This window comes from Faecousia sp. (assembly GCF_048519415.1).
In the GTDB taxonomy this organism is placed as follows: domain Bacteria; phylum Bacillota; class Clostridia; order Oscillospirales; family Oscillospiraceae; genus JAZOXB01.
In genome coordinates, this window is the sequence record NZ_DBFZUT010000004.1 from 20,261 (window position 1) to 31,325 (window position 11,065).

Sequence of the window (11,065 nt, forward strand, 5' to 3'; positions counted from 1 at the left end):
CACCATGCCTATTAAAATACCGAACGATCTGCCGGCAGCCGCCACCCTGCAAAGCGAGAATATCTTCGTTATGCCGGAGACCCGTGCCATCACGCAGGACATCCGCCCGCTGGAGATTCTCATCCTGAATCTCATGCCGACGAAGATCGTCACGGAGACGCAGTTTGCCCGTCTGCTCGGCAACACGCCCCTGCAGGTGCACCTGGAATTCCTGCACACGCGCTCCCATGTGGCCACGCACGTCTCGGCGGAGCATCTGTTCACGTTCTATAAGACGTTCGACGAGGTCCGCGACCGCCGCTATGACGGCATGATCATTACGGGCGCGCCCGTGGAGCAGCTGCCGTTTGAGGACGTCGAGTACTGGCAGGAGCTTTGCAGCATCATGGACTGGAGCCGGACGCATGTGCACAGCACGCTGCACATCTGCTGGGGCGCGCAGGCCGCGCTGTACCATCACTACGGCATCGAGAAGGTGCCGCTGGAGAAAAAGCTCTTCGGTGTGTTCCCGCACCGCGTGGAGTATAAGAACCCGATCCTGCTGCGCGGCTTTGACGACGTGTTCATGGTGCCGCATTCCCGCCACACGACGGTCCGCCGCGAGGACATCGAGCGCGTGCCGGAGCTGAAGATCCTGGCCTCGTCGGAGCAGGCGGGCGTCTATGCGATCTTCACGGCGGGAGGGCGGCAGATCTTCCTGACGGGCCACGCGGAATACGACCCGGACACGCTGCGGCGCGAATATGAGCGCGACAAGGCTCTCGGCCTTCCCATTGCTGTGCCGGAGAATTATTTCCCCGGCAATGACGACACGAAGCCGCCCCTCGTCACCTGGCGCAGCCACGCCAACCTGCTGTTCTCGAACTGGCTGAACTACTTCGTCTATCAGACGACCCCGTATGATTTCACATTCTGACCAAAGCGCGCCGCAAAAACGGCGCGCTTTTTCGTTGCAAGCGCCAAAGATCGGTTTTTGCCGAAAAAAAGCTTTACAGCGGGGGAGTGCTGTGCTAGAATAACGCCCGAAAAAAGTTCTTTAAGAGCGGTACAGAGAGACCGACAAGGACGCGAATGAGAGACGCAGAGGGTCTGTGCACCCGTCTGCCGCTTTGCTGTGGATTCGTATGCCCTGTCGCTGTGCTGCGGCAGGGCATTTTTGCACCCTACGGGAGGAAAAACCATATGCAGACTGTTGATATTGCGGATGCAGCCGCGTTTGAGCGCACCCTGCGCCGTCTGGCGCATCAGATACTGGAGAACAACCCGGAGCCGGAGCAGGTTCTGCTCGTCGGCATCCTGCGGCGCGGCGTTCCGCTGGCCGAGGAGCTGGCCGGGCTCATGGAGCGCTTCGGCGGCATCCGGCCGCCGGTCGAGACGCTGGATATCACGCTGTACCGCGACGATCTGAGCGAGCTCGGCGATCTGCCGGAGGTCCGGCCGACGCAGTTCTCCACGCCGGTTGCCGGAAAGACCGTCATCCTTGTGGACGACGTCATCTACACCGGCCGCACGGCGCGCGCCGCGATGGAGGCCGTCATCCGCCTCGGCCGTCCGGCACGCATCCGGCTGGCCGTAATGGTCGACCGCGGGCACCGCGAGTTGCCCATCGACCCGGAGTACGTCGGCAAGAACGTGCCGACGGCGCGGGAGGAGCAGATCTGCGTGCTGACGCCGCAGTTCGACGGACAATGGGGCATTCACCTGCGCAAGCAGGCCTGAATACAAAACCACATCAGCAAAACCCAAAATACAGAACGGGGGAACCAATCATGAACATGATCTTCGGAGTCAAGGACCGGCCAAAATTCGGCCAGACGATCCTCTTCGCCATCCAGCAGCTGCTGGCCATCATGGCGGCGACGCTCGTCGTTCCGGTCATCACCAACGGCGCGACCGGCAGCACGCTCAGCCCCGCCGCGGCGCTCTTCGGCGCAGGCGTCGGCACGCTCGTCTACCTGCTCTTTACGAAATTCCGCAGCCCGGTCTTCCTTGGCAGCTCGTTTGCCTTCCTCGGCAGCATGGCTGCAGCCTTCGCAGGCGGCGTTTCCATGACGCTCGGCTATGCGGGCCTTATTCTCGGCGCGGTGTTTGCCGGCTTTGTGTATGTCATCATTGCGGCGGCCGTGAAGGTCGCGGGCGTCAAGTGGCTCGACCGCCTCATGCCGGTCGTCGTCATCGGCCCGACGGTTTCCATCATCGGCCTTTCGCTGGCGGGCAACGCCGTCTCCGACCTCATCAAGGGCAGCGTGGTGAACGCCGAGGGCGCTGCGGTCGCTTCTCCGCTCATCACCGTTCTGTGCGGCCTTGCGGCCCTGCTCGTGACCATGCTCTGCGCGACCTACGGCAAGAAAATGGTCCGCCTCATCCCGTTCATCCTTGGCATCCTCGCGGGCTACGCCGTTGCGGCGGTGTTCACCCTCATCGGCAACGCCACGGCCACGGACGCGCTGAAGGTGCTCGACTTCTCGAAGCTCTCCGTGCTGTGGGAGAACGGCGTCACGCTGAAGACGTTCGTGAACTATGAGCTTGTGACGAAGGACTTCGTCTTCCTCAAGGCTGCCAAGGGCTTTGCCGAGCTGAACTGGGGCTATGTCGGCGCCATCGCCGTGGCCTATGTGCCGGTCGCGTTCGTCGTCTTCGCCGAGCACATTGCAGACCACAAGAACATCTCCTCCATCATCGGCAAGGACCTTCTGAAGGATCCCGGTCTCTCCCGCACCCTGCTGGGCGACGGCGTCGGCTCCATGGCGGGCGCTCTCCTCGGCGGCTGCCCGAACACGACCTACGGCGAATCCGTTGCCTGTGTTGCCATCACGCGCAACGCCTCCGTTGTGACGATCCTGGCAACGGCCATCCTCGCCATGCTCGTCAGCTTCTTCTCCCCGTTCGTCGCCTTCGTCAACTCCATCCCCGGCTGCGTTATGGGCGGCGTGTGCATCGCCCTGTACGGCTTCATCGCGGTCTCCGGCCTGAAGATGATCCAGCAGGTCGATCTCGGCAAGGACAACAACCTCTTCGTCGTCAGCACGATCCTCGTGACCGGCATCGGCGGCCTGTCCCTGACGTTCGGCAAGATTACGATCACGCCGGTCGCCGTCGCACTCATCCTCGGTATTCTCGCAAATCAGATCCTCAAGGGCCGCAGCGCGAACCGCGACTGAGACCGAGTCTCATACCTTATATAATATATACAGCCGCGCGGTGCCCAAGTCACCGCGCGGCGGCTTTTTTCAAAATAGGGCTTGACAAATGCGGAAAAACAAAGTATAATACACAAGCAAATTGGATATGCGAGTGTGCTGGAATAGGTAGACAGGCACGTTTGAGGGGCGTGTGACAACCGTCGTGTGCGTTCAAGTCGCATCACTCGCACCACGCCGGAGCAGATTCTGCTCCGGCGTTTTGCATTTTCCGGAGCGACTCCCGCGATCGCTCCGTTTTTTGATTTCCGGGGAGGGAAGACAGCTTGGCAGATCCTGCAAATGAATGCTTCGCCCTGCGGCGGGAGGACGGTTCCCTGACGGGCGAGATCAAGCCGCGCGCGCTCGTGCACCGCGACGGCGACCTGCACGGCGCGAGCCACGTATTTCTGGCGCGGCTGCGCGGCGGAAGGGCCGAATTGCTGCTGCAGAAGCGCAGCGCACAGAAGGACTCGTTCCCGGGTCTGTATGATATTTCGGCGGCCGGGCATCTTGACCCCGGCGAGGACTTTGCGGCGGCGGCCCGCCGTGAGCTGGCCGAGGAGCTGGGCGTGACGGGGGAGGAGCCGGAATTCCTGTTTGCCCAGCGCAACGAATATCACGGAGCCTTCCATGGAAAGCCGTTCCATGACAATGAGATCGCATGGGTCTATCTCCTCGTCCTCGACCGGCCGGAGGAAGCCTTCACGCCGGAGGCCTGTGAGGTCGAATCCGTGCACTGGTTTTCCGTGCGGGAGATCCTGCGCGCCATGCGGGAAAACGACCCGCGCTTCTGCCTGCGCGAGGCGGAGTTCTGCCGTCTGCTGCCGTATCTGGCACAAAAGTTCGGCATTCCGGTTGACAAGCTCTGAAGCGGAAGGTACAATAAAAGTTAACCGTCTCTGATTTTCAAACACGCTGGAGGAACGCTATGAAGCTTCTTGACCTGCTCATCACTGCCATCGCGCTGTCCATGGATGCGTTTGCCGTCTCGATCGGCAAAGGCCTCTCTGTCAAGCGACTCAAGGCTTCGCATTGCCTGATCACCGGCGCGTATTTCGGCGGGTTTCAGGCCCTTATGCCGCTGCTCGGCTTCCTGCTGGCCAGCTCGTTCGCCTCGTACATCCAGAAATTTGACCACTGGATCGCCTGCGTGCTGCTCGTGCTCATCGGCGCGAACATGCTGCGTGAGGCCTTCTCAAAGGAAGAGGAGCAAGGGAACGATTCGTTTTCCTTCCGCGTGATGCTGCCGCTGGCCATTGCTACGAGTATCGATGCGCTGGCCACGGGCGTGACGTTCGCCATGATGGGCGTCAATATCTGGATCGCCATTGCCATTACGGGCCTGACGACGTTCGTGTTCTCCGTGGCGGGCGTCAAGATCGGCAACCTGTTCGGCAGCCGCTATCAGTCCAAGGCGGAGCTGGTCGGCGGCCTGATCCTGATCGCCATGGGTTTCAAGATCCTTGTTGAGCACCTGCTCGGCAAGGCCTGAGGGAACCGTCATGGAGCTTTGGGATATCTATGACCGCCAGCGGCGGACGACCGGGCGCTTTCATGTGCGCGGCACGCCGATGGGGCGGGGGGAATATCATCTGACGGCGTTCGTCTGGGTGTTCAACCGGCAGCGGGAGCTGCTGCTGACCCGCCGCGCACCGGAGAAGGAGCATTATGCCAATTGCTGGGCCGCCACGGGCGGCGCGGCCCTCGTCGGCGAGACGAGCCTGCAGACCGTGCGGCGCGAGCTGCGCGAGGAAACGGGCATTGAGGCCGATGAGGCGGATTTCCATCTGGTGCGGAGCTTTCGCGAGCACTCCACCTTCAGTGATGTCTATTTCCTCTTCCATGATATCCCGCTTTCCGCGCTGCATCTGCAGCCCGGCGAGACCACGGAGGCCCGCTGGGTGTCCAAGGCCGGTCTGGAGGCTCTGGTTGCCTCCGGCGAGGTCGCTCAGCCGGATGTCCGCCGCCTGCGCCAGCTGCGGGACGAATTCCGAAAAATTTGGAATGCCTGAGACCGATGGGCCTCAGGCATTTTTTTCAGTGCGCTTTTGGGGCACTTGCATCTGGTACAATGTGCCGTTCAAGTGGGAAAACCAATTGCGTCTGTAGCGGCGCTCACTGCGCAGCCGTTGGCGGCTTTGCCGCCTTACGGATGCGGCGTGCCCCTTGCGGGTAGTGAGCGCCTTGTACGGAAACATTCAACGGCAGGAGAGCGCTGGTGCACCACGGCATTCCCCTGACGTGTCATTCCGAGGAGCGAAGCGACGTGGGAATCTCGCAGTACCCGGTCGGATAACAGGGTACTCCCGGCGAAAACGTAACCAGTTGCGTGAGATTGCCACGTCGGCCTGCGGCCTCCTCGCAATGACAAATCTGGGAGTCTGCGCGGCCGACGGGAGTACGCAAAAATTTATGAGTGCCATAGGCGCTCAGGGAGCGCCGTTTGTTGAACGACAGTCATAAAAATCCCCGAGGCCGGGCGGTCTCGGGGATCCTTTTTTGCGTTTGAACTCAAATGGCATACTGGCTCGTATAGAGCTGGTAATAGAAGCCGCGGCGGGCCAGCAGCTCCGTGTGCGTGCCCTGCTCGACGATATGGCCGTGGTCGAGCACAAGGATGAGGTCGGAGTCGACGATGGTGGACAGGCGATGGGCGATAACAAAGCAGGTGCGGCCCTTCATCAGGCGGTCCATGGCCTTCTGCAGCAAAATTTCCGTGCGTGTGTCGACGTTGGACGTCGCCTCGTCCAGAATGAGCAGGCGGCGGTTTGCCAGCATGGCGCGGGCAATGGTCAGCAGCTGCTTCTGACCGCCGGAGAGGTTCGTCATGTCGTCGCCGACAACGGTGTCATAGCCCTGCGGCAGCGTGCGGATGAAGTGGTCACAGTACGCGCGGTCGCAGGCCTCGACGATCTGCTCGCGCGTGGCCCCCGGCGTGCCGTAGGAGACGTTTTCCGCAATCGTTCCGCGGAACAGCCAGGTGTCCTGCAGCACCATGGCGAACTGGCTGCGGACCGCCTCGCGCGACAGCGAGGCGCAGTCGGTGCCGTCGAGCAGGATGTGCCCGGCATTCAGGTCATAGAAGCGCATGAGCAGATTGACGATCGTCGTCTTGCCTGCGCCGGTCGGGCCGACGATGGCGACGTTCTGGCCGGGGCGGACGGCAAGGTTCAGGTCTTCAATGAGCGGCACGGCCGGATCATAGGAGAACGAGACATGCTCAAAGCGGACGTCGCCCTTCGCGGGGGCGGGGAGCGCGCCGTCCGCCTGCGGCTCCTCCGGCAGGTCGAGCAGCTTGAACACGCGGCGGGCGGCCGCCTTGGCGTGCTGCAGGTCGCCGAGGCCGCCTGCGATCTGCTCCAGCGGGCCGGAGAACTGCTTGGCATACAGCAGGATCGTCACGACGATGCCGACGGACACGCTCTCATTGCGGACGATGAGCCAGCCGCCGAACAGGCAGATGGCGATGTAGGCCAGCGCATTCGTGAAGGCGATGAGCGGCCGGACGATGGACGAGGTGAAATTGGCCCGTGTCTCGGCCTTGCGGCGGCGCTCGTTCAGCTCGGCATGGCGCTGCTCTGTATAATCCTCAAGGTTATAGGCCTTCGTTGTGGCAAAGTTCGTAAAGGCCTCCTCCGTCACGGCGTTGAGGTTGCCGGACTCCGTGAACATGCTGTAGAAGTGCTTTTCACTGCGGGAGGACAGGAGCGTCGACAGCAGGATGGAGGCCGGGGTGAGCACAAGGACGATGGCAGCCAGCCGCCAGTCTTCCAGCAGCATCATGACGGCGATGGCAAGGATCATGAAAAAGCCGGTCATGAGCGTGTCGATGATCTGGTGAACGTAGTTTCCCATGGTGGACACGTCGTCCATCATGCGCGAGAGAATGTCGCCGACGGGCGTCTGATCCACATAGCTCACGGGCAGGCGGCGGATTTTATCCGAGATGCGGATGCGCAGCTCACAGGTGAAGTAGCGGCTGACGACCCGGTTGAGCAGCTGCATCTTGACATAGCTGAACAGGCTATAGCCGAGGTAGACCAGCGCGAGCCAGCCCATGGGGCGCAGGAGACCGGCCAGCAAGTCGCTGCGGTCGGAGCCGTCCCACCAGGCATACAGCCGGTCGATGAGGCCGCCGAGCAGCTTCGGGCCGAGCACGCCGCAGACGATCACGCCGATGCACAGCAGCGCGGCGAGCAGGAGCCACTTCCAGATCGGGCGGGCCTCCCAGAGCAGGCGGCGGATGATATGTTCCTTTTTCGGCTGCTTCACTGGAGGTCACCTCCCGTCTGCGAGGCATAGATCTCACGGTAGATACGGCAGCGCGCCAGCAGCTCGTTGTGCGTGCCGCTGTCGACGAGGCAGCCGCCGTCCATGACGAAGATGCAGTCTGCGCTCATGGCGGAGGTGATGCGCTGCGTCACGACGATCTGCGTGCGCCCGGCGATGCGCCGGTTCAGGGCCGTGCGCAGGTTTTTCTCCGTCAGGAAGTCCAGCGCGGAGAAGCTGTCATCAAAGATGTAGATGGGCGCGTCCTTGATGATGGCACGCGCGATGGCAAGGCGCTGCTTCTGGCCACCGGAGAGGTTTTTGCCCGCCTGCCGGATCTCGTAGGACAGGCCGCCCTCGCACGAGGCGATGAAGTCCGAAAGCTGGGCGATGCGTGCAGCCTCCGTGACGGCGGCATCATCCGCATCGGGGTCGCCCATGCGGATGTTCTCGCCGATGGTGCCGGAGTAGATGGCCGCGCCCTGCAGGACGCTGCTGATGCCGCGGCGCAGGGTGTGCTTGCTGAGCCCGGCGGCATCGCGCCCGTCAAAGAGGATACGCCCCTGCGTCGGCGCGCGGAAGCCGAGCAGCAGGTGCATCAGCGTGCTCTTGCCACTGCCGGTGCCGCCGATGACGGAGATGCGCTGCCCCGGCAGAATGTGCAGGGAGACGTGGCTGATGGCGTCCGCGGAGCCGCCGTAGGAGAAGCTGACATCCTGCAGCTCGATCTCGCCGTGCAGCTCAGCCGTTTCGCCGGCCATGGGATCGCCCATGCCCTCCGCGCCGAGCACCTGGTGGATGCGCCCGGCGGCGACCTGTGCGCGCGGATACATGATGATGGCGAACGAGGCCATGATAACGCCGTTCATGACCATGGTGACATACTGGATGATGGCGAAAATGTCGCCCGCGCTCACGCCGCTGACGCCGTGGACCATGCGCCAGCCGCCGAGATAGATGATGAGCAGGGCGGAGATGTTCAGAAACAGCGTGGCAAGCGGCGTGAGCAGGCCCATGGACACGTTGGCGCGGATGATGTTCTCCGCCATGATATGCGTGGCGTCCGCAATGCGGCCGTGCTCGCGCTTTTCCGTGTTGAACGCGCGGATGACGCGGATGCCGCGCAGGCGCTCACGCAGCAGGGCGTTCTGCACGTCGATGTAGTCGTCGGACTTGCCCCACAGCGGCAGCACGCGTTTGCCCAGCAGCACGACGATGAGCGTCAGCAGCGGGACAAAGGCCAGCAGCACGAGCGAGAGCACGACGTCCTTGCGCATGGCCAGCACCACGCCGCCGAGGAACAGCATCGGGATCGTTGCGACCGTGCCGGAGAGCATGGAGGCGACCCACGACACGGTGTCGACATCGTGCGTGGCGCGCGTGACGAGCGCGGCCGTGCCGAGTGAGCCGAACTCTTCAAATGAGAGCGTGTTGACCTTGCGGAACACGTCCGCGCGCAGATCGGCACAGAAGCAGGCGACGACCTCGGTCGACAGCCGCGTTCCGCCGAGGATGCTGGCGAGGCTGACGGCGGCGATGGCCAGCATCTGCAGGCAGCGCACGGCGATTGCCGGGAAATCGCGCGCGGCGATGCCGCCGTTCAGAATGGCGGACATCCACGTCGGCAGCAGCAGATCGCACAGCGTCGACAGAGCAATGAGCACCGTCGCGGCGAGCAGCTTCCCGAGATATGGCTTCAGATATCGTAAAATTTGCTTCATAAAACTCCTTTCCTGCCGATGCTACAGCCGGGCAGCGCCGAAATAATTGGCGCCGCACAGCTGCGCAAAGCAGTGATTGACCTCGTCGTCCGTAAAGCAGGCGTTGAATTTTGCCGAAACGGCCAGCGCCTCGGCGGACAGCGCGAGCTTTCCAAGCCCGGCCAGCCGGTCAAAGCCGTCCGAGACCTGCCCGCGGCGGCAGAGCTCCTGCACGGCGGAAATGCCGCCGTACTGCTCCACGGCCCGGCGCAGCCGCGGCTGGCGGACGCCCGCCTCCTGCTCGGCGGCGTCTATGGCGCGCAGAAGCGCCTGCGTGAATGCATCCTGTTTCTCCATTTTTCCGCTCCTCCCTCTTCCTTAAAATCATATCGTATCATAGATCCGAAGAATTGCAAGGTTTCTGCAAAAAAAGATATACTTTTTCCACAAAGTTCCGTATAATAAACAGATAACGGCATGGCCTGAAAGGAGAGCGATGGATTTGACGCAATTGCTGCTGCGCCTGTTTGTCAAGGACTACCGGAACACGGAGGATCCCGCCGTGCGCACCCGCTACGGAAAGCTGGCCGGGATCGTCGGCATCGTGTGCAATGTGCTGCTGTCGGCGGGCAAGCTGCTGGCGGGCACGCTGTCCGGCGCGGTGTCCATTACGGCAGACGGCCTGAACAATCTCTCGGACGCCGCTTCCTCGCTCGTGACGCTGCTGGGCTTCCGCCTGGCGGAGCGGCCTGCGGATGAGGAGCATCCGTTCGGCCATGCGCGCATGGAGTATCTTTCCGGCTTGTTCGTCTCCGTGCTGATCCTGCTCGTCGGCGCGGAGCTGGCGCGCTCGTCCTTCGAAAAGATCCTGCATCCCGAGCCGGTGGCGTTTTCGGCTCTGAGCTTTGCCGTCCTCGGCGCTTCCATTCTTGTGAAGCTGTGGATGGCGCTGTTCTGCGGCGGACTGAGCCGACGCATCGGCTCGACCGCCCTGCGCGCCACGGCGCAGGACAGCCGTAATGATGTGATCACTACGGCGGCCGTGCTCATCGGCTGCGTGCTCGGCCATGTGCTACACTGGCAGGTGGACGGCTGGATCGGCCTGCTTGTGGCGCTGTTCATCCTCTGGTCCGGCTGGTCCGCGGCGAAGGATACCATCAGCCCGCTGCTTGGCGAGCCTGCGAGCGAGGAGCTGGTGCAGTCCATCTCCCGGCTCATCCTGTCGCATGAGAAGATCCTCGGCATCCATGACCTCATGGTGCACGATTACGGTCCCGGCCAGTGCTTCGCCAGCGTGCATGCCGAGATGGACAGCCGCGAGGACCCGCTGCTGTGCCACGACGTCCTCGACGATATCGAGCGCGACGCCCTGCGGGAGCTGCGGGTGCACCTTGTCATCCACTATGATCCCATCGTGACGGACGACGCTGAGCTCAACCACATGCGCACCTTTGTGCAGGAAACGATCCGCGCCATTGACCCGGAGCTGACGCTGCACGACTTCCGCATGGTGCGCGGCGCGCAGCACACGAACCTGATCTTCGACCTTGTCATCCCGTATTCCCTCGTCGGGAAGCAGGCAGAGCTCAAGCACCGCATTGACGCGCGCGTGCAGCAGGAGGATCGGAAATATTATACCGTCATCACCTTCGACGAGCCGGTGTGCAGGTCGTGATTTTTTACGGAAACTCTGAATCAATCATCTGCGGCGGATGCCGGATCTTTTTCGTCAATCCATCGGTATGAAAAACTTGAAATACACAAAGTATTCCTGCGTTTTCCATACCTCGACTTGCCAAAAAATCTCTCGCCATCCGCTCTTGCTGATTGAATCAGTGCTTCCTGTTTTAGCATGGAACCCGGCATATTTCAAGAAACCGGCGGTTGAATCGGTAAAACCGGCCGCCGGAATGT

At 62.2% G+C, this 11,065-nt stretch carries 11 protein-coding genes and 1 tRNA gene; 8 read left to right on the forward strand and 4 right to left on the reverse strand.

Annotated features, from left to right (window positions below; all coding sequences use genetic code 11):
* Positions 1–4: 4 nt before the first annotated feature.
* The 7 genes from metA (at position 5) to ACMKFF_RS00620 (ending at position 5,194) form a co-directional block, all read left to right on the forward strand.
* The gene (gene metA, locus ACMKFF_RS00590) at positions 5–916 is read left to right on the forward strand and encodes a homoserine O-acetyltransferase MetA (protein ID WP_418488043.1); all 912 of its coding nucleotides are present in this window, start codon (positions 5–7) and stop codon (positions 914–916) included.
* 266 nt (positions 917–1,182) lie between these two features.
* The gene (gene pyrR / locus ACMKFF_RS00595; protein WP_419495717.1) at positions 1,183–1,719 is read left to right on the forward strand and encodes a bifunctional pyr operon transcriptional regulator/uracil phosphoribosyltransferase PyrR; all 537 of its coding nucleotides are present in this window, start codon (positions 1,183–1,185) and stop codon (positions 1,717–1,719) included.
* Positions 1,720–1,769: 50 nt separating this feature from the next.
* Entirely contained in the window at positions 1,770–3,161 is a 1,392-nt protein-coding gene (locus ACMKFF_RS00600) for a uracil-xanthine permease family protein (RefSeq protein WP_418468424.1), read from the forward strand.
* Positions 3,162–3,290: 129 nt separating this feature from the next.
* Positions 3,291–3,375: transfer RNA gene (locus ACMKFF_RS00605), tRNA-Leu, on the forward strand.
* 91 nt (positions 3,376–3,466) lie between these two features.
* Positions 3,467–4,051 carry an NUDIX hydrolase gene (locus ACMKFF_RS00610; protein WP_367927266.1) on the forward strand — a complete coding sequence of 195 codons (585 nt, stop codon included), beginning with the start codon at positions 3,467–3,469 and terminating at the stop codon, positions 4,049–4,051.
* 59 nt (positions 4,052–4,110) lie between these two features.
* On the forward strand, positions 4,111–4,674 hold the full coding sequence (locus ACMKFF_RS00615) for a manganese efflux pump MntP family protein (protein WP_349135900.1): 564 nt from the start codon (positions 4,111–4,113) through the stop codon (positions 4,672–4,674).
* Positions 4,675–4,684: 10 nt separating this feature from the next.
* The gene (locus ACMKFF_RS00620) at positions 4,685–5,194 is read left to right on the forward strand and encodes an NUDIX hydrolase (protein ID WP_349135899.1); all 510 of its coding nucleotides are present in this window, start codon (positions 4,685–4,687) and stop codon (positions 5,192–5,194) included.
* Between the two features lie 499 nt (positions 5,195–5,693).
* Here the strand turns inward: ACMKFF_RS00620 and ACMKFF_RS00625 are convergent, their stop codons facing one another.
* The 3 genes from ACMKFF_RS00625 to ACMKFF_RS00635 are packed head-to-tail and all read right to left on the reverse strand — an operon-like array spanning position 5,694 to position 9,508.
* The gene (locus ACMKFF_RS00625; RefSeq protein WP_419495718.1) at positions 5,694–7,454 is read right to left on the reverse strand and encodes an ABC transporter ATP-binding protein; all 1,761 of its coding nucleotides are present in this window, start codon (positions 7,452–7,454) and stop codon (positions 5,694–5,696) included.
* Entirely contained in the window at positions 7,451–9,172 is a 1,722-nt protein-coding gene (locus ACMKFF_RS00630) for an ABC transporter ATP-binding protein (RefSeq protein WP_419495719.1), read from the reverse strand. The genes ACMKFF_RS00625 and ACMKFF_RS00630 overlap by 4 nt, the downstream gene beginning before the upstream one ends.
* A 21-nt stretch (positions 9,173–9,193) precedes the next feature.
* Complete coding sequence (locus tag ACMKFF_RS00635; RefSeq protein WP_419495720.1) at positions 9,194–9,508, reverse strand: hypothetical protein; 315 nt, start codon at positions 9,506–9,508, stop codon at positions 9,194–9,196.
* A 145-nt stretch (positions 9,509–9,653) separates the two neighbouring features.
* Between ACMKFF_RS00635 and ACMKFF_RS00640 the strand changes: the two genes are divergently transcribed.
* On the forward strand, positions 9,654–10,826 hold the full coding sequence (locus ACMKFF_RS00640) for a cation diffusion facilitator family transporter (RefSeq protein WP_417324197.1): 1,173 nt from the start codon (positions 9,654–9,656) through the stop codon (positions 10,824–10,826).
* 54 nt (positions 10,827–10,880) lie between these two features.
* Here the strand turns inward: ACMKFF_RS00640 and ACMKFF_RS00645 are convergent.
* A partial coding sequence (locus ACMKFF_RS00645; protein ID WP_419495721.1) for a hypothetical protein occupies positions 10,881–11,065 on the reverse strand: 185 nt, incomplete at its 5' end.

Excerpts from the sequence above, each read along its gene's own strand:
- ACMKFF_RS00600 (WP_418468424.1), top strand. The coding sequence starts at position 1,770 with ATGAACATGATCTTCGGAGTCAAGGACCGGCCAAAATTCGGCCAGACG.
- ACMKFF_RS00635 (WP_419495720.1), bottom strand. The coding sequence starts at position 9,508 with ATGGAGAAACAGGATGCATTCACGCAGGCGCTTCTGCGCGCCATAGAC.
- metA (WP_418488043.1), top strand. The coding sequence starts at position 5 with ATGCCTATTAAAATACCGAACGATCTGCCGGCAGCCGCCACCCTGCAA.
- pyrR (WP_419495717.1), top strand. The coding sequence starts at position 1,183 with ATGCAGACTGTTGATATTGCGGATGCAGCCGCGTTTGAGCGCACCCTG.
- ACMKFF_RS00615 (WP_349135900.1), top strand. The coding sequence starts at position 4,111 with ATGAAGCTTCTTGACCTGCTCATCACTGCCATCGCGCTGTCCATGGAT.
- ACMKFF_RS00620 (WP_349135899.1), top strand. The coding sequence starts at position 4,685 with ATGGAGCTTTGGGATATCTATGACCGCCAGCGGCGGACGACCGGGCGC.
- ACMKFF_RS00630 (WP_419495719.1), bottom strand. The coding sequence starts at position 9,172 with ATGAAGCAAATTTTACGATATCTGAAGCCATATCTCGGGAAGCTGCTC.